Origin of the sequence: Bradyrhizobium sp. sBnM-33 (genome assembly GCF_032917945.1) — a bacterium.
In the GTDB taxonomy this organism is placed as follows: domain Bacteria; phylum Pseudomonadota; class Alphaproteobacteria; order Rhizobiales; family Xanthobacteraceae; genus Bradyrhizobium.
In genome coordinates, this window is sequence record NZ_CP136624.1 from 4,415,559 (window position 1) to 4,440,233 (window position 24,675).

A 24,675-nucleotide genomic window follows, 5' to 3' on the forward strand; every position below is an offset into this window, starting at 1 on the left:
AGAGATTCCGGGTTCACGCTTGCGCGTGCCCCGGAATGACAAGGGGCCATAATGCTCGGGTTCTTGGGTAGAAAGTTAAAAGACCAAGACACGGCAGTGTCGGCCGACTTCCAGCGCGCGTTAATGCAGGAGGTGATGAAGACCGAGCTGCTACGCATCAAGGCGCTGATCGCGACTACCGTGTTGCTGGCCCTGATTCTCTGGACGGTCTACTTCTTCGCATCCGACGTGGTCAGCCGCGTCTGGCACGGCAATCTGAAGCCGGAATACCTCTATGCGATGCTCGTGCCGTTCATCCTGTTCGAACTGTGGGTGCATGGCCAGATTACCCGCCACATGCAGAAGGGGCGCGACCTACCCATAGTCCGCCGCTACCTCGGCGCGCTGATCGAGACCTCAATGCCGACGATCGCGCTGGCGCTGCACATCAACAGCATGGGATCGGTCGCGGCGCTCGGCTTCGTGACGCCGATGGCCTATTTCATCTTCATCATTCTCTCTACGCTGAGGCTGGATTTCTGGCTCTCCACCTTCACCGGAGCCGTCGCTGCCGTCGAGCTGTTTTGCATGGCGATGTTCTATCATCCGCCCACGGGCGATGCCGAGCCTAGCATTTACTACCACGCCGCGCGCAGTCTGATCATCCTGATCTGCGGCTTGCTCGCTGGCGCTGTCGGCCATCAGTTGCGGCGACAGTTCGAGGCGAGCATCAAGGCCGCTACCGCGCGCGACCGCATCACCAATTTGTTCGGCCAGCACGTCTCGCCGCAGGTGGTCGAACGCCTAATGGCGGAAGGCGCCAAGACCGACAGCGACATCCGCCGCGTCGCCGTCATGTTCGTCGACTTCCGCAGCTTCACCGCCGGCGCGCGCACCCGCGCGCCGCAGGAAGTGGTGGATCGGCTCGACGGCGCCTTTGCCGTGCTGGTCGACATCCTCGACCGCCACGGCGGTATCGTGAATAAGTTTCTGGGCGACGGATTTTTGGCGCTATTCGGCGCACCGCTGGAAGCGCCGGACCCGGCGCACCGGGCGGTTGCCGCGGCGCGCGAAATGCTGGAAGCCAATGGGCGGGTCAATGAAGCGACGAGCTGGCCGCTGCGCATCGGCATCGGCATTCACCTCGGCGAAGTCGTCGCCGGCAATATCGGCTCGCCCCGGCGCAAGGAATACACCGTGATCGGCGACACCGTGAACTTCGCCTCGCGGCTCGAAGCGCTCAACAAGGACTTCAACTCGCAATTCCTGATCTCCGAAGCGGTGCGCGAAGCGCTTGGTGAAGCGTGCCGGGATGCCGTCTCGCTCGGCGAGGTGGAGGTCAGGGGCTATGAGCGGCCGATGGCCGTGTGGCGGCTGGGATAAAGGAATAGCGATATGCAACGACGATACATCACCGTTGACGTTTTCACCGACCGCGCCTTTGGCGGCAACCCGCTCGCCGTCGTGCTCGATGCCGGCGGGCTGTCGACCGCGCAGATGCAGGCGATTGCCACCGAGTTCAATTATTCGGAAACGACGTTCGTGCTGCCGCCACGCGAGAGCGCCCACGACGCGCAGGTTCGCATCTTCACCGTGAACCGCGAGATACCCTTCGCCGGTCATCCCAATGTCGGCACCGCCTTTGTGCTGGCGACGCTCGCGGAAAAACCGCCGGCGCGGCTGTTGTTCGAGGAAGAGGCTGGCCTCGTGCCGGTCGAGGTCGTGACCGAGCAGGGCAGGGTCGTCAGCACCGAATTCACGGCGCCGCAGCCGTTGAAAGGGATGTCGCATGTCAGCGCTGAACAGGCTGCGGCTTGTCTCTCCTTGTCGGCTGGCGACGTCAAGACCGATCGTCATCCGCCGCAGATCATCTCGGTCGGCCTGGCGTTCCTCGCAGTGGAGGTTGCCTCCCGCGAGGCGCTGCGGCGGGCGACGCCGGACGCCGCGGCGTTCGCAAGAACCTTTCCGTGCGACAGCAGCGACGCGGTCTACTTCTATACGCGCGACGTGCCGGCCGGTGGACAGCCATGCGACTTGCAGGCGCGGATGTTTCATCCCGGCGCCAGCGGCCTGTCCGAAGACCCGGCCACCGGCAGCGCGACGGCTGCCTGCGCGGCGCTGCTTGCCGATCTCGACCCTACCAAGGATGGCGAAGTGAAATTGCGGATCGGGCAGGGCGTCGACATGGGCCGGCCGAGCTTGTTGCTGACGCGCGTGCGCAAGCAGAACGGCAAGATCGCTTCCATCTATGTCGGCGGGAGTTGCGTGAAGATGATGGAAGGAACGTTCCGGCTGGATGGCAAAGCGTAACCGTCTCGTAGCCGGATGAGCGAAGCGACATCCGGGACGGGTGTTCGTGTCGACCCGGATGTCGCTGCGCTCATCCGGGCGACGATTCTACACCTGCGGCGCGACCAAATTCTCTACCCTCACGCCGTCGCGGTCCTCGATGATCTCGGCGATCCATTGCCGATGACATTGCGTGTGGTCGCGCTCGTAGCAGAGAATGCACACGGGCCCGGACTTCCGCACCAGCGCCGACAGCTCGTCAAGCTGCTCCTTCGCCTGTGCTGTCTTGAGGTGCGCCGAATAGATCCTGTGCAGCAGATCGAACTTGCCGCTGCGCGCCGCCTCGCGGCCGTCCTTCGGTGTCCCGAGCCCCTTCAGGTGCAGGTAGGAAATGCCGCGCTCGTCGAGGCCAGCCGCGAGTTGATTCTTCGAAAAGCCGGGCCGACGCGACGCCGCCACCGCGCGCACGTCAACCAAAAGCTTGACGCCGGCGGCTTCCAGCTCGTCGAGCACCGCCTTCGCCGGCGTCTGCTCATAGCCGATGGTGAAGATGCGTTTGGTCCTGCGGGCCATACCAATCCAGACATTATGTCGCTGCCGCAAGGCTACGGTAATGATCGATCGATTGCTACATCTGCATTGCCGATAGAGGCGTCATATCCCATAGTTCGGGGAAAGAGCCAGTCGATGGCCGTTGTCACGGGGGGAAAGCGATGAACCGAATTTGCAGCTCGCTAGCATGGATGTTCGCGTTCGTCGTGTTAAGCGTTGCGGCAGCGTACGCACAGTCGGGCTATCCCGATCGACCGGTAAAGATCATCGTCCCGATCGGGCCGGGCGGCAGTTACGATCTGGTTGGGCGGCATGTGGCGGAGGCGCTGTCGAAGCGGATAGGGCAGGCTTTCGTGGTCGAGAACAAGCCGGGCGCCGGCACCGTCGTCGGCACGCAGGCCGCAAGCCAGAGCGAGCCAGACGGCTACACGCTAGTGGTCGGCGGGCTCTCCAACATGGCATTCAATTCGGCGCTCTATTCCAAGCTCGGCTACGATCCGCGCAAGGACTTCGTGCCGGTCGCGCTGGTCTACAAGTTCGGCTACGTCATGGTCGGCCGCAAGGATTTGCCGCACGGCAAGCTGGCGGAGATCGTCGCCGCTGCAAAGGCCAATCCCGGCTCGATCTCGGTCGCGACGGCAGGCGTCGGCACCGGTCAGCAACTGGTAGCGGCTGCCTTCATGAAGGCTGCTGGCGTGAAGTTTCAGGAAATACCCTACAAGGGCTCGCCGCCGGCCTTTACCGACCTGCTGGCGGGCCGCATCGACCTGTTCTTCGATTCGATTGCCGCCGGGCTGCCTTACGTGCAGTCCGGGCAGGCGAGGGGCATTGCGGTGCTGTCGTCGAAGCGAAGCCCGTTGGCGCCTGATGTGCCGACGATGTCGGAAGCCGGTGTGCCCGGCCTCGATGTCGATTCCTGGCTCGGGATATTTGCACCTGCCAAGACGCCACCAGAGGCCATCGCCAAACTGCGCCGGGAAATCCGTGCCTCGCTGCCAGAGCTGAAGGAGCGCTTTGAGAAGAGCGGCGGGGAGCCGTGGGATCTGCCGGACGACAAGCTCGATGCTTTCGTCGCGTCCGAATACGACAACTGGACGAAACTGATCCGCGAGGCAGGCATCAAGCTCGACTGAGGATCACTTCACCCGCTCGATCAACTCCATCGCGCCGGCCGGCGCGCGCACCTTGCCCTCGTGGATCACATAGGCGAACACGTCGCGCGGCATCTTCTTCGGCTTGGTCTTGTCGACGCGCGGCAGGTCGTCGGGCTCGCCGCCAGCGGCCCAGGCTTGAAACCGCTTGGCCCAGGCATCGAGCTGTTTTGGCTGATAGCAGGTCTTGATCTCGTCATTGCCCTTCTGTAGCCGCGCATAGACGAAATCGCTGACGACGTCGGCAATCGCGGGATATTTGCCGTGCTCGGCGAACACGACCGGCGTCTCGAATTGTCGCAGCAAGGTGATGAATTCCGGCACGCAGAAACTGTCATGCCGCACCTCAACCACATGACGCAGTGCGCGCCCGTCCAGTTTGCGCGGCAGCAGTTCGAGGAACTTGCCGAAATCGGCCCCGTCGAATTTTTTGGTGGGTGCGAACTGCCAGAGCACCGGGCCTAGTCGGTCGCCAAGCTCCATCACGCCGGAATCGTAGAAGCGCTTTATGGAGTCTCCGGCCTCCGCCAGCACGCGGCGGTTGGTCGCGAAGCGCGGTCCCTTCAACGAAAACACGAAACCGTCAGGCACTTCACGCGCCCATTTGCGAAAACTTTCCGGCCTCTGCGAACCGTAATAGGTGCCGTTGATCTCGATCGAGGTCAGCTTCGAGGCGGCGTAGGACAGCTCCTTCGCCTGCGCGAGCTTCTCGGGATAAAAAACGCCGCGCCACGGCTCGAAGGTCCAGCCGCCGATGCCGATATAGATGCTGCCGCTGCTGGTTGCGGTCGACTTCGAGGGCTTGCTCACTGGGAAGACTCTTCGAAAAAGAGGAGGGCTCCGAGCGATGTTAACCAACTCGGCCCTGATTGGCCACGGTTCTAACCCGCAAGATCATGCGGAACTGGGCCGGCCGCTACCGCCCGCAGCGACACTATATGCGCGGGCTGGAGCGGCATCGAAGCGAGGCCAGAGCCAAGGCGCTGGCTCATAGGCGTAGCGCTTCGCAAGGAAAAGGGCTCCGGAAGACCGGAGTCCTTTGCTTTCACGCATTTGCGCCGAAACGCGCGAACCTCAGGACTTGCCGTGCGTCGCCCGCGTAGTGCCTGTCAGTCCCTTGAAGGGTTCTAGGGTTTGCTTGGCAAGCCGGTTGTGAAGTTCGCAGATCTTCTGCGACTCGGCCACTGACGTCTCATAAGCCCGCTTCACAAATTCGCTTTGAACCATCATCGCCTTGTCGAGCGATCGAGCGCCGCTGAGCTGCTCGACAAAGGATCCGAAGTCCTCGAGCGATTTCCTTGTGTAGTCACGATAGGCGTTCGCAATGGTCTGCAGACTGACCGGCGCGGACTCCGCCGCGGCTTCGACTGGCGCGGACTGGATCGACGCGGCTTCGGCTGGCGCGGGCTCGGCCGGCGAGGGCGCGGCGGCCGGGTGCGGCTCGGGCGACGTGGCGACAGCATCGACCGGCTCGTCGACGGCAGGCTGATCGACCTTCGGGCTTTCCGCGTGCGCCGGCTCCGGTTGCAGCGATGCTTCCTGATCCGGGCTTTGCAACTCAACCGGCGCCGGGCTCGCTGTCGGACTTACCGTCGGGTTCTCTTGGGGAGCGGCCTTTTTTCCCCGCTCTCCCTTCCGGTTGCGCCGTCCGGATTTCCCGGCCGGTTTGCCCTGATCTGTATTCGACATCTGCTTCCCCTATTCCCTGCAAATCAAAGGTCGAGACTCCGCCATGTTTGCGATCTAATCGCGGTTCTTGCTTGTCGGTTGCGCGGCGCTCGCGTGGTCAGATTTTGAAGGGCGGACTCGATGGCCGGTTTTCTCGATGGTCGACGCAGGGACTATTCCTCCACGCGCTTTTTCCATGATATCAGTTCCCGGTCAGGCGTAGGGGAACGTTGAGTATGAATTCGCAGTCAGTCGCCGGTCTTTTGGGAGCCATCGTCGCTTCGATCGTGCTGGTGGCCGCCGTCGCCTATGGGCCGATCGGCCAATATGGAAAGCCCGCCAAACCGGCCAGCAGCCAGCAACCGGCGCCGGCGCAGCCGGCTCCTGCGGCGCCAGCGCCGCGCGGGCCGGTGATTCGGGAAGTGCCGAATTAGGAGGCGGACCGCGCCTTGCGGAACGCGGGCGGTGTTCCCATATCGAATTTAACGGCGATGTTGACGCTTCAAAGCTCCAACGCTGGGACGACCATGAATAGTTTGGCTGCGCCGGATGTACGCGCGCCCTCTGTTCGTGGTCGTTGGCATTTTAGACGCTTTTTTAAGGCCGTTTTCCCCGATTGAGTGGCTGTTCCGGAACCTCCGCCTTGGCATGTGGGGCGGCGGCGGATATACGCTGGCGGCCATGAATGACGCCATCAAACCGGGCCCCGAAACCCCGTCGCAGGCCGGTTTGCCTGAGCTTTCGGTCGTCGTCCCGACTTTCAATGAACGCGACAATGTCACCGTGCTGTACCGGCGGCTGGAGGCGACGCTGGCCGGCATCGCCTGGGAAGTCGTCTTTGTCGATGACAATTCCCCTGACGGAACCTGGGAAGTGGTGCGGGGGCTGGCGCGAAAGGATCGCCGCGTCCGCTGCATCCGCCGAATCGGGCGACGCGGACTGTCGGGTGCCTGCATCGAGGGCATTCTGGCATCGAGCGCACCCTATGCGGCGGTGATCGACGCCGACCTGCAGCACGACGAAGCACAACTGCCGAAGATGGTGGCGCTGCTGCGCAGCGGCGAGGCGGAACTGGTCGTCGGCAGCCGCTATATCGAGGGCGGCAGCGCCGACAGTTTCAACAAAAAGCGGGCGGGGGCCAGTCAGCTTGCGACCGAGGTCGCCAAGCGCGCGCTGAAGATCGAGATTGCCGATCCCATGAGCGGCTTCTTCATGATTCGCCGCGACCGTTTCGAGCAACTGGCGCCGCAGCTTTCGACCCAGGGCTTCAAGATCCTGCTTGATATCGTCGCCTCCGCGCACGGCAAATTGCGCACCATCGAAATTCCCTACACCTTCGGTTCGCGCCAGCACGGCGAGAGCAAGCTCGATTCCATGGTGGCGCTGGATTTCCTCGGCCTGGTGCTGGCGAAACTGACCCAGGATGTGGTGTCGCTGCGTTTCCTGTTGTTCGCGATGGTCGGAGGCACTGGCCTTGTCGTCCATCTCGTGGCGCTGTTCATCGCGCACGAAATCTTCAATGCCCCGTTTGCTGAGGCGCAGGCCATTGGCGCGCTGGTCGCCATGACCAGCAATTTCATCCTGAACAATTTCCTCACCTATAGGGACCAGCGGCTGAAGGGATTTGCGATCCTGCGCGGTCTGTTGCTGTTCTATCTGGTGTGCGGCGTCGGGCTGCTTGCAAACGTCGGTGTTGCCTTCGCGGTCTTCGACCAGGAGCCGATCTGGTGGCTCGCGGGGCTTGCCGGCGCGCTGATGGGCGTGGTCTGGAACTACGCCATGTCCGGACTGTTCGTCTGGCGCAAGCGATGACCGATAGCGTTTTCGAGCGAAGTGGATACCGGTTCGTGTGAGGGATGATGGGATGACGCGCGCGCCTCACATTCCGCTGTCATTGCCCGGCTTGACCGGGCGATCCAGTACGCCGCCGCCTTTCGATCTGGTCACTGGCTTCCCGGCGTACTGGATCCCCGCTTTCGCGGGGATGGCGGGTGGCGGGCGGGATGACGAGTTGTGGGAAGGTCAAAACAACGAGTTGGAGCCCGGTCCTGATACAATCAGGACCGGTAGCTCTCCAAAATGAACTCGAACGAGGCGCGCGTTGCTCTCAACACGGGTCTTGCGATCCTGGCGCTGGTGGCGCTGCGGCTCGTAGCCGCGGCTTTCACGCCGATCACCTTCGACGAAGCCTATTACTGGATGTGGTCGAAGCATCTTGCCGGCGGCTATTACGATCATCCGCCGATGGTTGCCGCGGTGATCCGGCTCGGCACCCTGATCGCAGGCGATACCGAGTTCGGCGTGCGGCTGGTCTCGATCCTGCTGGCGCTGCCGATGAGCTGGGCGATCTACCAGGCCGCCGCCATCCTGTTCGGCAGCCGGCGCGTCGCTGCCTCCTCAGCGATCCTCCTGAACATTACGCTGATGGCCGCGGTCGGCACCATGATCGTGACGCCGGACGCGCCGCTCCTGGTGGCGTCCAGTCTCCTGCTGTTTGCGCTCGCCAAGGTGCTGCAGACCGGCCGCGGCGTGTGGTGGCTGGCGGTCGGCGCAGCGGCCGGCTGCGCGCTCTTGTCGAAATACACTGCACTGTTCTTCGGACCCGCCATCCTGATCTGGCTGATCGCGGTTCCCAAGCTGCGGCACTGGCTCATCTCGCCCTGGCTTTATCTCGGCGGCCTCGTTGCCCTAGCGCTGTTTGCACCGGTCATTCTGTGGAACGCCGAGCACCACTGGGTGTCTTTCATCAAGCAGATGGGGCGGGCGCGGATCGAGGATTTTCGGCCCGTCTTCATCGCCGAACTGATCCCGACGCAGATCGCGTTCGCGACGCCGCTGGTGTGGATGCTCGGCGCGATGGGACTCTACGCGCTTCTTCGCCGCCGGGCCGGCGCGCTGCCGGCGCGCGCGCTGGTCAATGTGATGTTCTGGATCATCGTCGCCTATTTCGTCTGGCATTCGCTACATGCGCGCGTCGAGGCCAACTGGTTTGCGCCGGTTTATCCTGCGTTTGCCATCGCCGCCGCCGTCGCCGCGCATCTGGTCGACTGGGAGCCGCGCTGGCAGCGCCTGGTCGATTTCTGCCGGCGCTGGGCAGTGCCGGGCGGCGTTCTGATGTTCGTGCTGCTGGTCGTGCAGGCCGACACCGGCGTGCTGTCAGGCTACCGCCGCGATGCCACGGTGCGCAGCGTTGGTATCGGCTGGCGCGAAACGGCCGCAGAGATCGAAGCAGCGAGGGCGCGAACGGGAGCCACATGCGTGCTGGCCTCGGATTACGGCACCACCGGCTGGCTCGCCTTCTATCTGCCGAACGGCACCTGCGTCGCGCAGCAGAGCCAGCGCATCCGATGGGTCAACATGCCCGAGCCCGACGCGACGCAGCTCGCCGGACCGCTGCTTTATGTCCGCGAGGTCTGGCCGGGGGATCTTCCGTTAAGGGACAGGTTCGCCAGCGTGGAGAAGGTCGGGGAGGTCGAGCGCACGCGCGGCTCGCTCGTGGTCGAGACCTATGCACTCCATCTCCTACGCGGCCCGAAGGGCGAAGTGTTCGACCGCACGCCGCCGCCGGAATTGCAATAGGGCGCGTGGGCCAGTCACTCGGCGGCGTCGGGATGTGTACGTTGTTGGTCCAGTGTGGGGCGCTCACTCTGCCACAGCCAGACCGTGAGCGAGCCGGACCGGCCGCGAATCTGCGCTTCGACCGGGCCGACAAGGCTTCCGGTTTTCAGCCGCGCGCCGGCGCGTTCGGCTACGGTGCGCAGCGTATCGCTCACCGCCAGCCTGACATCGTGGCGGGCCGCCACTTCCATCAGCCGGCTCGCCACATTCACGGTGTCGCCAGTCGCGGTGATGTGCTGATGGTTGCGCCCGCCGAGCCGGGAGGCGACGATCGGCCCGAAATGCGCGCCGATCTTGAATCCGATTCGATGCGCGATTGCCGGCGGCAACGCTTCGATCCAGCGTTCGGTCTTGACGCAGAGCGCGATCGAACATTCTGCCGCGCGTGTAGCGTCATCCTCCGCCGGCTCCGGCAGGCCGAACAGGATCATAGCGCCGTCGCCGAGAAAACTCGTGATCATGCCGCCGCATCGCGTCGCTTCCTTGTCGACCAGCGCGTGAAATCCCTTCAATAGCCCCCGCGTGGCATCCGGATCGAGCGTTTCGCTGAGCGAGGTAAATCCAGAGAGATCGATGAACACGACCGCGGCATTCTGCCGGACCGGCGCCAGCAGGAAGTCAGGATCGCGTGTCAGCCATTGCTGCAGGCCCGGCGTCTGGAATTGTTCGAGCAACCTGTTTTGTACGGCGAGGTGCTGGGCACTGCGCCGGCCCGACCATAGCTGGACCGCGCCGAACAGCATGAGCGGCGGCGCTGCTGCGGCAATGGTGGTCGCGGCGTCGAGCCAGATGCCGTGCGCGAAAGCAATCGTATTTACGGTCGCCCATGCCAGCACGACCGCGCTGACCGCCACGAGGCCGATCGGGTTTCGCCGCCACACCAGCAAACCGACCAGCAGCATCGGGAGCAGGATCGCCGTGATCGCCCCGGCGATACGAACCGTTTGGTTGCGCACGAGGCCGTCTCCCGCGACCAGATGCGTAATCGCAGTGGAAATGATTTCCACCCCAGGCATCAGTGAATCGAACGGCGTCGGAAAGAAGTCGCCGGCGCCGGTTGCGGTCGCGCCGAGCACGACGATGCGGCCCTGGATGGCTTGCTTGTCGACCTGGCCGTCGACCAGACTGGCGGCGCTGATCGTGCGAATCGTCTGGCGAGGGCCGTAATAGGAAATCGGCAGCGCATAGTGGGAGGCGGTTGGGATCGGCCGATCGCCGAACCTGAGGCGGTCGGGCTCGATCGTCAGCGGTTGGTCGATCGCGATCGATGCGACCCGGAGCGGAAGCGACAATTCGATTTTGTCGTGCGTCCGGAACAGCATCGGGACCGAGAGCGGCGTGCCGGTCTGGCCGGTCGCCACATTGGCGATACCGACTTCCGCGCGGTCGGCGAATGCCGGCAGCGGCAGCAGGAAGCGGCTGGCCTTGGGCAGACGGGCCAGTGGCCCGTCGTTGTCAGCGGAAGGCTGAACGGTGTTCGAAAACACCGCAGCCGCTGCAAGCACTGTCGGACTCGCCGCGAGCGATTTCGCGAGCGCCGCATCGCCGTCGGCGGGTCCCTTGTCGATTAGCAAGAGATCGATCGCGATGACTTTCGGCTCCAGCCGCGCGATCGCCTCGACGATTTTGGCTATCTCCGCGCGCGGCAGGGGATAGGTGCCGACGAGTTTGACGATAGTGTCGTCGATCGCAACGATCGTGACGAGGTCCGGCGGCGCCTTCACGCCGCGCACCAGCGTGCGCACGTCGGTCAATGCCGACTCGAGCCGGTCGAGGAACCGCAGATGGCCGGCCGAATGGCCGAGCCACATCGCGCCTGCCCACAATCCCGTGCAAAGCAACACAACCAGAATATGAAGGCGTCGACGGCTCATCCGCTCGGCTTCTATTGTCCCAATCTTGCCATCAAGGCCGCAACGCGCGCGGGCGGCCAGCGCTTGACGATCAACTCGCCGGACGGCTCGACATCGACGCCATCACCGGCGCCGAGTACGACGCTGCCGCGGCCGGCGGGGCGCGCCACGCGCACCCGGCCATCGACGACGAAGACCGATGTCTTAGCCCCTTCGGCGTCCACCGTCCATTTGGTACCGCGCACAGCGGCAATCGCCTGCGGTGTCATAACCTCGAACCTGACGCGGCCCGGCTTCTTCGGCACTTCGAGCAGCAGGGCCTTGTTGCTGAGTTCAACGGAATCGACCTGGCCATCACGGTTGCGATCCCTGAGTTCGAACTTCGCGCCGCTTTCGGCCACGATCGTGATCGCGTTCTGGCAACGCAACGTTTGCGTTCCCTGGGCCGTCGATGCGGACGTGCAGCCTGATTTTGCCGGCTGCGCCGCCGCAGGTCCGGCGAACAGCAGCATGGCTGCCAAGGCGATCGATCCGGCGCGTGCCTGCATTGTCATGGCGGCCCCTTTGGGTACGGCGAAACAGGCGATACGGTGCCGTATCAAACGCCGCGATCCCGTGCAAAAGCCAATAATAGACGATATTATGTCTGCCTTCGGCGGGTAAGGTTCGGCGAAATCTTCCGATCCGGCAGTTCAGCAAAAGGATCCGGTAAATCAGCACGGAAACGGCTCGAAAGTGGACCGAAACGGCGGTTGGAACATCGAAATTTCCGTTGCGCAGGTGTCGAACCGACGGCGCGAAACGTCTTGTAACCACCCGACCACAACCGAGGTGTTGCCATGTCCAGTTCCGCACTGAAACCCGCCGCCGAACTCGCAAGCACGAGCCGCGTGCGCCTTCCTAACGAGAGCACCGAATATCGCCGCGCCCGCGAACAATTGCTGGCCGAGGAGATCGAACTGCGCCGTCACATCGAGCGGGTCGCCGAGTTGCGCCGCGCGTTGCCGCCGGGCGGCGCGGTGACGAAGAACTATGAGTTCGAAGGCGAGGGCGGCAAGGTCACCTTGTCGGACCTGTTCGGCGACAAGCAGACGCTCGTGATCTACAGTTACATGTTTGGTCCGCAGCGCGAGCAGCCGTGCCCGATGTGCACCTCGTTCATGAGCACGTGGGAAGGCAAGCTGCCCGACGTCGAACAGCGCATCGCCTTCGTGTTCGTGGCGCGCTCGCCGATCGCACGATTGATCGAAGCGAAGAAGGCGCGCGGCTGGACACGGCATAAAATCTATTCGGACGCGTCGGGCGATTACACGCGCGATTATGTCAGCGCGGCGGATGACGATGTGCCCGGCTACACCGTGTTCACGCGCCGCGACGCCAGCATCCGCCATTTCTGGTCCGGCGAGATGGGACCATCGACCGCCGACCCCGGACAGGACCCGCGCGGCGCGCCCGACATCGATCCGCTGTGGACCATTCTCGACACCACGCCGGAAGGACGCGGCAAGGACTGGTATCCGCGGTTGAGCTATTAGCGAGGTGCTCGCGGCTGATGCCGACCCATTTACAAATCCGGAAATTGATGTAAGTGATCGCGCGCTTCGGCCGATCATGGAAAGACGATGCCTCGTATAGAAACCAATCCGTCACGTTGTGCAGGCCAGCCGGTCGTCCGGCATGGTCGTGCCTTGGCGTGCGCAATTGGCGTGTATTCGATTGGGGAATCGTATCCGCAAGGCAAACTACCAGCGTAACGCGGCAGCGGGTCTCCCTCTGCCGCTGAGGCAGGGAATGATCCGCGGTGTGCCATTCGTGGCAAGCTCGACCTTGTAATTCCTCCCTGCCTGCAAAACCAACCCGACCTGTGTCGCGATTGACGCAGGTCCTTCCGAAGTCCTGAGCGGCCTGCGGAACGAAGTATGCAGTGAAGGAGAGTGAGATGCGATCCGATCCCTACCAGGAGCGCGCCCGGGCCTTGGCCGTTGAAGCCGGGCTCGACCCCGATGCGAAGATCGACAGGCCCGGCCAGCGGCCGATGCCGACCTGGTGCCTGTTCCGTGATGCCGCGCGCAAAGAGAAGCTTGCACGCGATGCGGAGGCTATTGCTTCCGATATCGCGCTCAGGCCGCAGGCGGCGCAATACCAGAACAGCCCGCTCAAGATCTTCGGCAAGCACGAGGACGCCACGATTGCGCAGATGCGCAATTGCATGTCGGTTGGCAACGCAGTCGCCGGCGTCATTTGCGCGGACGGCCATCTCGGCTATGCCCAGCCGGTCGGCGGCGTGATCGCCTATGAGAGGCAGATCAGCATCAGCATCTCCGGTGTCGGCTTCGACATCGGCTGCGGCAACATGGCTGTGCGCCTCGACACGCCGTTCAGCCAGATCGAGAGCAACGTCGGAACGATCATCAAGGACGTGCACAGCGTGATTTCGTTCGGCGTCGGACGTACCAACGACGAGCGCGTCGAGCATGACCTGTTCGACGATGATGACGCGTGGCGTGAATCCGACATGGGCGCCTACCGGCAGAAGGCAGCGTCGCAACTCGGCACCGTCGGTTCGGGCAACCACTATGTCGACCTGCTGCGCGACGAGGAAGGCTTTGTCTGGATCGGTGTGCACTTCGGCAGCCGTGGCCTCGGCCACACCAGCGCGACCCGCTACCTCAAGGCCGCGGGCGGTAAGGACGGCATGAACGTGCCGCCCGCCGTCATCGACGAGGACAGCGAGATCGGGCGGCGCTACATCGCGGCGATGCAACTCGCCGGGCGCTACTCCTATGCCGGCCGCGAATGGGTGGTCGAGCGCGTGCGTCGGATCATCGGCGGCGCGATCACCGACATGGTTCACAACCACCACAATTACGCGTGGCGGGAGAACCATGGCGGCAAGGATTTGTGGGTAGTTCGCAAGGGCGCGACCCCGGCATTTCCGGGACAGCGTGGCTTCATCGGCGGATCGATGGGCGACGAGGCTGTCATAGTCGAAGGTGTCGACAGCGAGGAGGCGAAGGTTTCGCTCTACTCGACAGTGCACGGCGCGGGCCGCTTGTTTGGCCGCAGGGAGGCCAAGCGCCGGTTCACGCGTGCCGAGATGGACGCATGGTTGCAATCGCGTGGCGTGACGTTGATCGGCGCGGACCTCGATGAAAGCCCGATGGCCTATCGCCGCCTGCCGGAGGTGATCGCGGAGCACGCCGGCTCGATCAAGGTGCAGCATACGCTGCGTCCATTCGCAGTGGCGATGGCCGGCGAGAACGAGTTCGACCCGTTCAAGGATTGAGGCCGAACTTGGCCCGTTATGGGACATCCGGTGTTGCGTCACGCCGGGTGTCCCTGATTGGCACCAATTCCCGCATCACTACCGGGGTGATTTCCCCAATTATTCCATGGATTTGAGCCCGCCTTACATCTGCCCGCGTTTAAGCCGGATTTAACTAAAAGTCGCCTTAATGACGCTCTGTGCCTCTGCGAGATGCTGCAGGGAACGTCTCCGGACGCAGCATCAATAGGGGACTTGGTGGAATTGTTCTGGGCGTTGTGTAAATGAGTAAGCGTACGCGTGCGTTCGGTCCTGCGGCCCGCAGCCGCGGGAAATCCTCCCGCAAAGGCATTCTCCAATATTTTCTCGGCGGTGTCGCGGTCGCAGGCCTCGTGCTGGGCTGCGCCTGGACCGTTTACACCAACGTGCTCGGCGCCAGCATCTATCCATCCGTGAACAACGCCGGCTTCGAGGCGCCCGCCGTCAACAACCCGAGCACCGTCACTGCGCATGCCGTGCGGCCGGCCTTCAATGAGATTTTCGCGTCGCTGCCGCAGCAGTCGCTGGTAATTCCCGCGCCGGAGAACGTCGCGACGTCGCTGATGTTCAATGAAAGGTTCGCAGCCGCCGCGCAAGGCGAGCCCTCGAGAGCGGCCGAATCCAAACCCGTCGAACCGACGAGACTGGCGGAAGCTTCGCCGCCGGCCGAAGCGCCGAAAGCCGTTCAAGCTTCGAACCCCGTGGAAGCGACGAAGCCGAAGATTTCCGCTCCTGCCACCAAGCTCGCGTTGAACGCACCCGCGCCGGTCCCGGCGGAGACCGAGGCCAAGACCGCGAAGGCATCCGGCTCCACCGTTCGCGACATGGCACAGCGCGCCAAAGCCGCCGTGATGTCGATTGCTTCCAACGACAGGCAGACCATGGTTGAAAAACTGTGGGGCAAGCAGCCTTCGCAGAACTCGCTGCTCGCTTTTGCATCCGCCGACGCCAACGTCACCGGCAGCATCATCGATACGCGAAGGCAGAACCCGATGATGGGCGGCTCGCCGCCCTATGATCGCCAGACCGCCGTCTACGACATTTCCGCGAAGACAGTCTATCTGCCTGACGGCACCAGGCTGGAGGCGCATTCGGGCCTCGGCTCCAAGATGGATGACGTACGCTATTCGCATGTACGGATGCAGGGCGTGACGCCGCCGCACATTTACGAACTGAAGCCGCGCGAGGCGCTGTTTCACGGCGTGCCGGCGCTGCGGCTGACGCCGATCGGCGGCGAAGAAAAAATCTTCGGCCGCGACGGGCTGCTCGCGCACACCTACATGCTCGGGCCGAGCGGCCAGTCCAATGGCTGCGTGTCGTTCAAGGACTACTATGCGTTCCTCGACGCCTATCGCAACAAGGGCATCCGCCGCCTCGCAGTGCTGGCGAAGATCCAGTAAGCGCGGAGCGTAGCGCTGCTGCGCTCGACGGTCAGATCCAATTTGCAACAACTGCATAACGCTGTCATGCCGCGCCACCGGGATTCGCCTTCGGCGAGCCCGCAAGCTCCGGCGGGGCATCCAGTACGCTGCGGCTTCTCGGCTCAATCATTGACGCCTCTGGAATACTGGGTCACCCGCTCCCGGCTACGCCAAGGCTTCGCCGAGGCTTTCTCCCTTGGCTCGCCGTAGCTTTAGCGGAGGCGGCAAGCCGGGCGATGACGGTCCCGTAGGATGGGTGGAGCGAAGCGATACCCATCAATGCTGTTGCAAGACGATGGGTATCGCTGCGCTCCACCCATCCTACAATTCGGAGCATGACTTCGCGATCTCGCGGCGCTTTGCGCCCGAGGTTTGCTCTTCATTTCCCGCCCTCTTTTTCAGAGGGCGCAGGGAAGACCGGGTGCTTGCTGCACCCGCGGTCTCGCGTGCGATTTGCGCAAACAAAAGTGCACACGAGCATACAGGTACAGCGGGAGCATCCCGGCCTTCCCTGCGCAATGGCTTTACGGCTTACTTCGTGCTCTTCCCGGTGAACGGCTTTCTTGCCACCGTCGCCGCCTGAGAAGCTTCGCTTCCAAAGGACTTAACGCCAGCACCGCGGCGCCAGAACCACACGACTTCGCCGTAAGCGTCGGGCGCCACCGTCTTGTGCGCCTCTCGCGTCCACCGCATCTCACCGCACGTTCGTGACGATCGCGAGCGCCCCTCAATCGGGTGAGACGGGCGAAGTTATGCGGCTGATTTGCCTCTCGCGTGAAGCGGAATATTTTTGATTCCTGGTCTTGACACGATTTCTGAAAATCAGAAGTGATTTGCCCGACAGGTGATATGTGTCGCGTTTTTCCAACCGTCATTCTCCGATGTGCAATTGCACCCCCGAGGCTCGCGACGTCGTCGCGCGGGGAATCCGGATAGAGCGAACTACGAGACGCTCGATTGCGTCGAGAGGCATTGACGACCGCACGAATGTCCTCACTGTGCCAGCCGGCCACCTGTTCGTGCTCGGCGACAACCGCGATAATTCTACCGACAGCCGCGTCCTTTCGGCCGTCGATACATTCCGCTGGAGAATGTCGTCGGCAGCGTGGGCATGATTTTCTTCTCTCGGAACGCGGCGGCAACGGCACGCAGCCCGCCATCCGTTCCGGGCGGATCGGCACGGTGGTGCAATAGCCACCGCTCGATCGCGAGCCGCCTTGCCGTGCGCCGAAATTGGAACCGTGCATCCCCGTACGCTTACGGTGTTACCCATGCGCATTTTGCAGTTGCGTCCGGCGGCCCGTTTGCATCTAACTTCTTAGAAGGCTGCGAGCAGTCCGCCTCGCGGCCGCGTATTTGGGCTTTATTGTGTGAGAGTATGTTTGAGTGAGTGCGCGTACAGAAAGCAGATTTGAACTTGCGTTGAGGCTCCCGTTACCGGACGCGCCAGATGGCGATCGTCGCGGAAGGCGTGCCTCGGGTTCCCCACGGTGACACCTCGCCGCGGAATGGGAAATCGCCTTCTTGCAGCATTGCCGGCATCGGACTTCGATCTGCTGGAGCCCGAGCTTGAGACGATTGCGCTCGATCAGGACGCGGTCCTTTCGCGGGCGGGGGACGCAATCGAGTACGTCTACTTCCCTCATAGCGGCGCCATCTCGCTAATGATCGACATGGCGGACGGGCATACAGTTGCCACCGCCGCAGTCGGGCGCGAGGGGGCGGTAGGTATTCTTTCAGTGCTCGGGCCTTCTCCTTCAGACAATAGCGCGGTCGTTCGTGCGGCGGGCACCGCCGCCAGGATTTCCGCATCGCGATTTCACACTGCTTTCAACCGCAGTCCAGCGATACGGCACGCGGTCCAGATTCACGTGAGGGCGATGCTGATGCAGCTTCAGCTTGGTTCGGCATGCAATGCGCTTCACCCGGTCGAAGCCAGAATGGCTCGCTGGTTGCTGCAGCTTCGCGATCGCATCGACCATGACGTGCTTCCGCTGACTCAGCAGGCACTCTCGCAAATACTCGGGGTACGACGCACGACCGTAACACTGCTGATGCGCAAGCTGCGCGCGCGTGGCGCGATAAGGTCCGATCGGCGAGGCCTGATCGAGATCGATCAGGCGCGGCTCGCGACGGTAGCATGCGAATGCCACAGCGTCATGCGCCTCGAAGTCGAGGAGATGTTCGCGCTCCATTCGGCCCGATCTCGCGCCGCGGTTCTATCCGAAGATCGGCGCGTTCGCGGAAATTGAATCGGGCAGTACCAGGTGAAGCGCCTTTCGCGCGATCGCTCGTCGTTCCGCATCGTGACTTGCTGCTATGGCGTTCTGGAACGCCCATCGACGGACGGATCCTTCGCCCGATCAGGTTCTCTGCCGCCAGCCGCGGTCGAGTGCCGAACCGGATCCCGCCTCGAGCTTCGCAATCTCTCGCAGCACCTTCGCCGTCTGCCGCAATTCGTTGCGCTCGGGGCCCGGCTTCAACCGCCGAGCTTCTTCAAGAAAGTCCTTGGCCTGCAGCAGCCAGGCGGACGTTCCAATTGAAATTTCCTTTCGCGCCATGGTGTCCCTCCATCGCGACTATCGCGTGATCTGTATCGACGCGGATTTGAAGCATTGTATTTGCGCGAAATGGTCCTCGCCCTCGGATCAAGTCCGAGGGCACGCTTCGCTCGAAAACGCTAGACCGAGGCGGCGCTGCGCCGCCGCACACGGATGCTCGGCTCGTCGACCCAGGCTTCCCGGGCAAACCAGGCGTGATCGGCGTGGCAGATCACGCAACGGGTCCGCGCGAAAAACACTGCGCTGCGGCTAAAGCTCTCGCGATCAGTCTTGATGCCGGTGGGAATCGCATGTCCGGTTCGCGGACATTTGACCATGACCATTCCCATATCGCCCTCCCTTGAGATTGGCTTTATTGTTGTTCGAAAAGCACCGGCCGGTTGGAGTGCGCCTCTTGTCGGTGCGGGTTACTTGGGGGGCATCGCGCACCTGATTTGGTCGAGCATCGGCCAGTGGGGGCTGCGTGCTCGCTACTGGGCTTATTCCACCGGCCGGATCCCTCCTCAAACGAACCTTGGACGTGAACTAGACGCGGCTTTTAGCCGGCCGGGTGGAGACTCTTGGTGAAGTGCTTCCTGATCGGCTCGCCCGATTCCGTTGCAAGCTTCTGGGCAAGCGTCCACAATTCCTTGTTCTGGTCGGATGCGGTCTCAAACGCCTTGCGCGCTTGCGTCGCGGACAAGGTCAAGACATCGCTGGGCGACTTGCTGCCGACGAGATGGGCGAAGAAGTCGAGCGCCGCGGCGGCATTGGCGTTGGAGATTTCGAACACCTTCAGCCCGTAGTCGGTCGCGCCTCTGGCGTTGCTCGAATAAGTCTCGCGCACCGCTTCCGTCATCTCCGCCGACGCGGCCTTGATCTTCTCGTAGTTTTCCCGTGCGCGGGCGAAACCCTGCTCGGCAAGCTCGCCGCTTACGCCGGGCCAGCCGATCTTCGAGAAGTCTGGCAACGGCATGCCGAAAACATTGGTTCCGTTCAGTGTGACTTTCATTTCGCTTTCACTCACAGAGCATTACTCCTTCGCGAGCGAAAGCATTCCTCGCGACGCACGCTTGCGTCACGAGAGCTCACGCTCCGTGTTGGACCAGATTTGGATGAGCTTTGATTTAGCCCCGACCCGATACAACTTTGCTTGAGGAGAGCGGCACTGTCGGTTCGGTTTGCGACTCTCGCGAGAAGTTTTTTGAAAATTGTCAACGCATACGCTGGTATAATTTACACCGCGCTGTGTATAACCGGGATATCTCAAGCAGCGGGAAGGTTTTGCTTCAGCGTCACGTTGCAGTGACATCAGCGCTCTGGCCGTCGGCGTCGCCGTCAAAGCAAAAACCCCGGCATCGCTGCCGGGGTTCCGCATTCGTATCGCCTGAGAGGCTGGCTCAGAAATCCATGCCGCCCATGCCGCCGCCCGGAGGCATTGCGGGGCCGCCGGCGTTCTTCTTCGGCAGTTCGGCGATCATGGCTTCGGTGGTGATCAGGAGAGCCGCGACGGACGCCGCGTTCTGGATCGCCGCACGAACGACTTTGGTCGGGTCGATGATGCCCTTGGAGACCAAATTGCCGTATTCGCCGGTCTGCGAGTCGAAGCCGTAATTGTACTGCTCCTTCTCGAGGATCTTGCCGACGATGACGGAGCCGTCTTCACCGGCGTTGATCGCGATCTGGCGGGCCGGCGCGGAGAGCGCCTTGCGCACGATCTCGACGCCGGTCTTCTGGTCGTCGTTCGCGGTCTTGATGCGCTTGAGCTGCTCGGAGGCGCGGAGCAGGGCGACGCCGCCGCCCGGCACGATGCCTTCTTCAACCGCCGCACGGGTCGCATGCATCGCGTCATCCACGCGATCCTTGCGCTCCTTCACCTCGACCTCGGTCGCGCCGCCGACGCGGATCACGGCTACGCCGCCCGCGAGCTTGGCCAGACGCTCCTGCAGCTTCTCACGGTCATAGTCCGAGGTGGTTTCCTCGATCTGCGCCTTGATCTGCTGCACGCGCGCCTCGATGTCAGCCTTCTTGCCGGCGCCATTGACGATCGTGGTGTTTTCCTTGTCGATCATCACCTTCTTGGCGCGGCCGAGCATCTGCAGGGTGACGTTCTCGAGCTTGATGCCGAGGTCTTCCGAGATCGCCTGACCGCCGGTCAGGATCGCGATGTCCTGCAGCATGGCCTTGCGGCGATCGCCGAAGCCCGGAGCCTTGACGGCCGCGACCTTCAGACCACCGCGCAGACGGTTGACGACGAGGGTGGCGAGGGCTTCGCCTTCGACGTCTTCGGCGACGATCACCAGCGGCTTGCCGGTCTGCACCACGGCTTCCAGCAGCGGCAGCAGCTCGTTCAGCGAGGACAGCTTCTTCTCGTTGATCAAGATATAGGCATCGTCCATCTCGACGCGCATCTTGTCGGCGTTGGTAACGAAGTAGGGGGAGATGTAGCCGCGGTCAAACTGCATGCCTTCGACGACGTCGAGTTCGGTCTCGAGAGACTTGGCTTCCTCAACCGTGATGACACCCTCGTTGCCGACCTTCTTCATGGCGTCGGCGAGGAACTTGCCGATTTCGGCGTCGCCGTTGGCGGAGATGGTGCCGACCTGGGCGATTTCCTCGTTCGAGGTGACCTTCTTGGAGTTCTTGACGAGGTCGGCGACCACGGCTTCCACCGCCAGGTCGATACCGCGCTTCAGGTCCATCGGGTTCATGCCGGCGGCAACGGACTTGGCGCCTTCACGGACGATCGCAGCCGCGAGCACGGTTGCGGTGGTGGTGCCGTCGCCGGCAGCGTCAGCGGACTTGGAGGCGACTTCGCGCACCATCTGCGCGCCCATGTTCTCGAACTTGTCGTCGAGCTCGATCTCCTTGGCGACGGTGACGCCGTCCTTGGTGATGCGGGGAGCGCCGAACGACTTGTCGAGCACGACGTTGCGGCCCTTCGGGCCGAGCGTGACCTTCACGGCGTTGTTGAGGATGTCGACGCCGCGCAGCATGCGGTCGCGGGCATCGACGCCGAATTTGACTTCTTTGGCTGACATATTTGTTTCCCTGAGTTGATCTTTGTTTCTCACCCTGTCGGGGAGGCGCCTTGCGGGCGCTCCTCAGGGTGAGCGTGGCAGGCGGTGTCTTAGGCGGCCTTCTTCTTGGCGGCGGAGGCGTCGAGCACGCCCATGATGTCGGACTCCTTCATGATCAGGAGCTCCTGGCCGTCGATCTTGACTTCGGTGCCCGACCACTTGCCGAACAGGACGCGGTCGCCGACCTTGAGGTCAATCGGGATCAGCTTGCCGGTTTCGTCACGGCCGCCGGGGCCGACGGCGACGACTTCGCCCTGGGAGGGCTTTTCCTTGGCAGTGTCCGGAATGATGATGCCGCCAGCGGTCTTCTCTTCGGCGTCGATGCGTTTGACCACGACGCGGTCGTGAAGCGGACGGAAGTTCATGCAGTCCTCCTAAACGTCTGGGAATGTTGTAGAATTCTGGAATTTTGGCAGTCCGGACCGGCGAGTGCCAACCCGGCTGGGCTGATTTAGGCCAGTATTCTTCGGGGGACAAGGGCTTCTAGCAGAAAAATTAGCACTCAAGTATGTCGTCTGCCAATTTTGTTCGGCATGATTAACGCGGCGACGGAAGCCTCCGGACCCCGTATTAGCACGTGCGGTAAGCTGCTGCTAACGCGGGAATTTTCAACAATTCGTTAAGCATTTAGGCTTGTGATAGGTTGGTATCGTGCGTCACATTTCTCTCATGTGAGCGCATCTCCGCCGGGGCGGCTCGGTGTGTGGCCACCACGTGAAATGCGCTTCCAGCAATGGAGGTTTGGCATGGTCTCGCGGGTTGGAGTTGCTTCCGACGACTTCCGGAAGCAGGTGCTGGGTTACGGGCTGACGACGGCGCAAATTCTGTATCGGATGCCGGATCATCCTTCGTTGCTGCAGACCTATGTCTGGCAGAATTACGATCTGTTTCCGAAATTCCCGGCGCTGAAGGACTTCCTCGCGTTCTGGCAGGAAAAGCTCGATGGCCCGCTATATTCCGTGACGGTGGCGCATTCCAGGCTGATCAAGCCGACGGAGCTGCGCGCCGTCGACGGGGTGTTCAGGCTGCATTGACCGAGCTGCTGTAGAGCTGCCGTAGGGTGGGCAAAGCGAAGCGTGCCCACCATCTGACACTCCGCTCGCGGTGGTGGGCACGCTGCGCTTTGCCCACCCTACGAAAAAATTCTGTGTTAGCCTCCTGCGACAAACAAAAAGGGAGGCACCCATGGCCAAGAAGAAAGCGGCATCACGTCCCGCGGCGCAGCTCGCCGTGAAGAAGAAGTGGTCGGGTCACAAGGCGGCAGCCAAATCCTCAGCCCGCAAGGCCGTCAAGTCAAAGGCGAGGGGCGCGCCGGCGGTCAAGGCCAAACCGGCCAGGAAGGCCCGGCCGAAGCAGCGCATCGCCATCAGCCATCACCGCGAAGAGGATTTCAAGGCCGATGGTCTGCGAACTTACGCCAAATACCGCGACCTCGGCATCGCGGACGCGACGCATGGCCTGGCGCAGGCGCATGTCATCCGCCTGATCGGCCCGTGCAACCCGGCAGAAGTTTCAAAACTGCATTACCACGACGTCGAATTCCAGATGGTCTACGTGCTCAAGGGCTGGGTGAAGACCTATATGGAAGGACAGGGCGAGACGCTGATGAAAGAAGGCAGCGCCTGGACCCAGCCGCCGCGCATCAAGCATCTGATCATGGATTATTCCGATGATGTCGAGTTGCTGGAAGTGATCTTGCCGGCGGAGTTCAAGACGGTGGAATTGGCGTCGTAAATCTCGCCGTCATTCCGGGGCGACGCGAAGCGTCGAACCCCGAATCTTGAGATTCCCCGATGCGCAATTGCGCATCTGAGGTCTGGTGCTTGCGCACAATCCCGGAATGACGCGGAGCGTCACGTCAACACCCCCACCACCGCCCCCATCAAACACGTCGCCAGCGTGCCTGACACGATCGACTTCAATCCCAGCGCATTGATCTCCTCGCGCCGCTCCGGCGCCATGGTGCCGAGGCCGCCGATCATGATGCCGAGACTGGCGAAGTTGGCAAAGCCGCACATCGCGTAGAGCATAATCAGCCGCGAGCGCGGGTCGAGCGTATCAGTGCCGAGCTTTGAGAGCTCAAGATAGGCGATAAGCTCGTTGAGCACGGTCTTGGTGCCCATCAGGCTTCCGGCCGTGACGGCTTGCGGCCAGGGCAGGCCCATCAGCCAGCACACCGGCGCCATCACAAGCCCCAGCAGCCGCTGTAGCGAAATTTTGGCGCCGCCGATCTCGGGCAACAGCCCGAGGATCGCATTGACGAGATAAACCAGCGCCACCAGCACCAAGAGCATCGCGACGATGTTGAGCAGCAGTTCGAGCCCGGCCGCCGTGCCCTTGGTGATTGCATCCATGGTCGAGGACGCATGCATGTCGGGATCTCCAAGCGAGCCGCCAGTGCGCTTATCGGAAGTCTCCGGCACCATGATCAAGCTGATCAGGATCGCGGCCGGTGCGCCCAGCACGGATGCGATGACGAAATGCGCGGCCGCATCGGGAATCAGCGGCGCCAGGAACGTGGCGTAAAGCACCAGCACGGTGCCTGCGATGCCGGCCATGCCGCCGGTCATCACCAGGAACAGTTCGCTGCGCGTGAGCTGCGCCAAGTAGGGGCGGATAAACAGCGGTGCCTCGACCATGCCGAGAAAAATATTGGCCGCGGCCGACAGCCCGACCGCCCCGCCGACGCCGAGCGTGCGCTCCAACAGCCACGCCATGCCGCGCACGATCGGGGGCAGCACGCGCCAGTAGAACAGGAGCGTGGTCAGAACGCTCATGACGAGCACGATCGGCAGCGCCTGGAATGCCAGGATGAAATCCGCGCCCGGCGCCTTGAGATCGAACGGCAGCGCGCCGCCGCCGAGATAGCCGAACACGAAGGAAGTGCCGGCGCGCGTCGCCGCCGCGATCGTGCCCACGGCGTCGTTGATGGCGCCGAAGGCTTTTGCCACCGGCGGCAGCTTGAGCAGCACCAGCGCGGTGACGATGGTGACGGCCAGCCCGATCGCCACCTGACGGAGCGACACGGCGCGGCGGTTCTCGCCGCACGCCCATGCGATCGCCAGCAACGCCAGCACGCCAAACGCCGATTGCAGTTGCAGCATGAATCCCCCGAAAACCCGGGAGCGATTATGCCAACCTTGTCGATTTGTGAAAGCCCAACTCGTGTCCCGGACGCGGTGCGGCGCCACTTCATGCCGCGCTGCAGAGCCGCGACCTT

The 24,675-nt window shown here is 62.8% G+C and carries 23 protein-coding genes and 1 pseudogene; 13 read left to right on the top strand and 11 right to left on the bottom strand.

Going from position 1 to position 24,675, the window contains the following annotated elements; translation table 11 throughout:
* The first annotated feature begins 51 nt into the window (after window positions 1-51).
* Window positions 52-1,362: an adenylate/guanylate cyclase domain-containing protein gene (locus tag RX328_RS20255; protein WP_213245852.1), complete on the top strand. Its 1,311-nt coding sequence runs from the start codon at window positions 52-54 to the stop codon at window positions 1,360-1,362.
* A 12-nt stretch (window positions 1,363-1,374) separates the two neighbouring features.
* On the top strand, window positions 1,375-2,289 hold the full coding sequence (locus RX328_RS20260; RefSeq protein ID WP_213245850.1) for a PhzF family phenazine biosynthesis protein: 915 nt from the start codon (window positions 1,375-1,377) through the stop codon (window positions 2,287-2,289).
* An 87-nt stretch (window positions 2,290-2,376) separates the two neighbouring features.
* Here the strand turns inward: RX328_RS20260 and RX328_RS20265 are convergent, their stop codons facing one another.
* The gene (locus tag RX328_RS20265) at window positions 2,377-2,841 is read right to left on the bottom strand and encodes a DUF488 family protein (RefSeq protein ID WP_213245848.1); all 465 of its coding nucleotides are present in this window, start codon (window positions 2,839-2,841) and stop codon (window positions 2,377-2,379) included.
* A gap of 140 nt (window positions 2,842-2,981) precedes the next feature.
* Here RX328_RS20265 and RX328_RS20270 point away from each other — a divergent pair, with 140 nt between their 5' ends.
* Window positions 2,982-3,953 carry a Bug family tripartite tricarboxylate transporter substrate binding protein gene (locus RX328_RS20270; RefSeq protein ID WP_213245846.1) on the top strand — a complete coding sequence of 324 codons (972 nt, stop codon included), beginning with the start codon at window positions 2,982-2,984 and terminating at the stop codon, window positions 3,951-3,953.
* 3 nt (window positions 3,954-3,956) lie between these two features.
* Here RX328_RS20270 and RX328_RS20275 read toward each other — a convergent pair whose 3' ends face one another.
* Window positions 3,957-4,781, bottom strand: a complete 825-nt coding sequence (locus tag RX328_RS20275; protein ID WP_213245844.1) for a DUF72 domain-containing protein — start codon at window positions 4,779-4,781, stop codon at window positions 3,957-3,959.
* Window positions 4,782-5,045: 264 nt separating this feature from the next.
* Window positions 5,046-5,660 carry a phasin family protein gene (locus tag RX328_RS20280; RefSeq protein ID WP_213245842.1) on the bottom strand — a complete coding sequence of 205 codons (615 nt, stop codon included), beginning with the start codon at window positions 5,658-5,660 and terminating at the stop codon, window positions 5,046-5,048.
* A 215-nt stretch (window positions 5,661-5,875) separates the two neighbouring features.
* Between RX328_RS20280 and RX328_RS20285 the strand changes: the two genes are divergently transcribed.
* The 3 genes from RX328_RS20285 (at window position 5,876) to RX328_RS20295 (ending at window position 9,218) form a co-directional block, all read left to right on the top strand.
* Window positions 5,876-6,073: a hypothetical protein gene (locus RX328_RS20285; RefSeq protein ID WP_213245840.1), complete on the top strand. Its 198-nt coding sequence runs from the start codon at window positions 5,876-5,878 to the stop codon at window positions 6,071-6,073.
* Window positions 6,074-6,320: 247 nt separating this feature from the next.
* Entirely contained in the window at window positions 6,321-7,451 is a 1,131-nt protein-coding gene (locus RX328_RS20290; RefSeq protein WP_213245838.1) for a glycosyltransferase, read from the top strand.
* A gap of 267 nt (window positions 7,452-7,718) precedes the next feature.
* Window positions 7,719-9,218 (top strand): glycosyltransferase family 39 protein, encoded by a 1,500-nt coding sequence (locus RX328_RS20295; protein WP_213245836.1) that lies wholly within the window; start codon window positions 7,719-7,721, stop codon window positions 9,216-9,218.
* Window positions 9,219-9,232: 14 nt separating this feature from the next.
* Here the strand turns inward: RX328_RS20295 and RX328_RS20300 are convergent, their stop codons facing one another.
* Window positions 9,233-11,131, bottom strand: coding sequence for a CHASE2 domain-containing protein (locus RX328_RS20300; RefSeq protein WP_213245834.1), 1,899 nt, complete (start codon window positions 11,129-11,131; stop codon window positions 9,233-9,235).
* An 11-nt stretch (window positions 11,132-11,142) separates the two neighbouring features.
* A complete protein-coding gene (locus RX328_RS20305; RefSeq protein WP_213245832.1) occupies window positions 11,143-11,664 on the bottom strand; it encodes a FecR domain-containing protein in 522 nt (173 codons plus the stop codon).
* A 285-nt stretch (window positions 11,665-11,949) separates the two neighbouring features.
* On the opposite strand from RX328_RS20305, the gene RX328_RS20310 reads away from it, so the two are divergent.
* From RX328_RS20310 to RX328_RS20330, 5 genes and pseudogenes are all read left to right on the top strand, one after another.
* Window positions 11,950-12,645, top strand: a complete 696-nt coding sequence (locus tag RX328_RS20310; RefSeq protein ID WP_213245830.1) for a DUF899 family protein — start codon at window positions 11,950-11,952, stop codon at window positions 12,643-12,645.
* A gap of 404 nt (window positions 12,646-13,049) precedes the next feature.
* Window positions 13,050-14,396 (top strand): RtcB family protein, encoded by a 1,347-nt coding sequence (locus RX328_RS20315; protein ID WP_213245828.1) that lies wholly within the window; start codon window positions 13,050-13,052, stop codon window positions 14,394-14,396.
* Between the two features lie 263 nt (window positions 14,397-14,659).
* Complete coding sequence (locus tag RX328_RS20320; protein ID WP_213245826.1) at window positions 14,660-15,814, top strand: DUF2778 domain-containing protein; 1,155 nt, start codon at window positions 14,660-14,662, stop codon at window positions 15,812-15,814.
* A 949-nt stretch (window positions 15,815-16,763) separates the two neighbouring features.
* Window positions 16,764-16,961, top strand: a pseudogene (locus tag RX328_RS20325) (S26 family signal peptidase); the annotation flags it as partial.
* A 382-nt stretch (window positions 16,962-17,343) separates the two neighbouring features.
* Window positions 17,344-18,087, top strand: coding sequence for a Crp/Fnr family transcriptional regulator (locus RX328_RS20330; RefSeq protein ID WP_213245824.1), 744 nt, complete (start codon window positions 17,344-17,346; stop codon window positions 18,085-18,087).
* A gap of 111 nt (window positions 18,088-18,198) precedes the next feature.
* Here the strand turns inward: RX328_RS20330 and RX328_RS20335 are convergent, their stop codons facing one another.
* The 5 genes from RX328_RS20335 to groES all read right to left on the bottom strand — a co-directional run bounded on the left by RX328_RS20335 (window position 18,199) and on the right by groES (window position 21,820).
* Entirely contained in the window at window positions 18,199-18,396 is a 198-nt protein-coding gene (locus RX328_RS20335; RefSeq protein ID WP_213245822.1) for a hypothetical protein, read from the bottom strand.
* Window positions 18,397-18,515: 119 nt separating this feature from the next.
* A complete protein-coding gene (locus tag RX328_RS20340; RefSeq protein ID WP_213245820.1) occupies window positions 18,516-18,725 on the bottom strand; it encodes a hypothetical protein in 210 nt (69 codons plus the stop codon).
* Window positions 18,726-18,934: 209 nt separating this feature from the next.
* Window positions 18,935-19,387: a phasin gene (locus RX328_RS20345; protein ID WP_249725976.1), complete on the bottom strand. Its 453-nt coding sequence runs from the start codon at window positions 19,385-19,387 to the stop codon at window positions 18,935-18,937.
* Between the two features lie 388 nt (window positions 19,388-19,775).
* Window positions 19,776-21,416 carry a chaperonin GroEL gene (gene groL / locus RX328_RS20350; protein ID WP_213245818.1) on the bottom strand — a complete coding sequence of 547 codons (1,641 nt, stop codon included), beginning with the start codon at window positions 21,414-21,416 and terminating at the stop codon, window positions 19,776-19,778.
* Window positions 21,417-21,505: 89 nt separating this feature from the next.
* A complete protein-coding gene (gene groES / locus RX328_RS20355; RefSeq protein WP_213245816.1) occupies window positions 21,506-21,820 on the bottom strand; it encodes a co-chaperone GroES in 315 nt (104 codons plus the stop codon).
* A 381-nt stretch (window positions 21,821-22,201) separates the two neighbouring features.
* On the opposite strand from groES, the gene RX328_RS20360 reads away from it, so the two are divergent.
* Window positions 22,202-22,489, top strand: a complete 288-nt coding sequence (locus tag RX328_RS20360) for an usg protein (protein ID WP_213245814.1) — start codon at window positions 22,202-22,204, stop codon at window positions 22,487-22,489.
* 151 nt (window positions 22,490-22,640) lie between these two features.
* Complete coding sequence (locus RX328_RS20365) at window positions 22,641-23,189, top strand: cupin domain-containing protein (RefSeq protein ID WP_213245812.1); 549 nt, start codon at window positions 22,641-22,643, stop codon at window positions 23,187-23,189.
* A gap of 119 nt (window positions 23,190-23,308) precedes the next feature.
* Here the strand turns inward: RX328_RS20365 and RX328_RS20370 are convergent, their stop codons facing one another.
* On the bottom strand, window positions 23,309-24,559 hold the full coding sequence (locus RX328_RS20370) for a NupC/NupG family nucleoside CNT transporter (RefSeq protein ID WP_213245810.1): 1,251 nt from the start codon (window positions 24,557-24,559) through the stop codon (window positions 23,309-23,311).
* Between the last annotated feature and the right edge of the window lie 116 nt (window positions 24,560-24,675).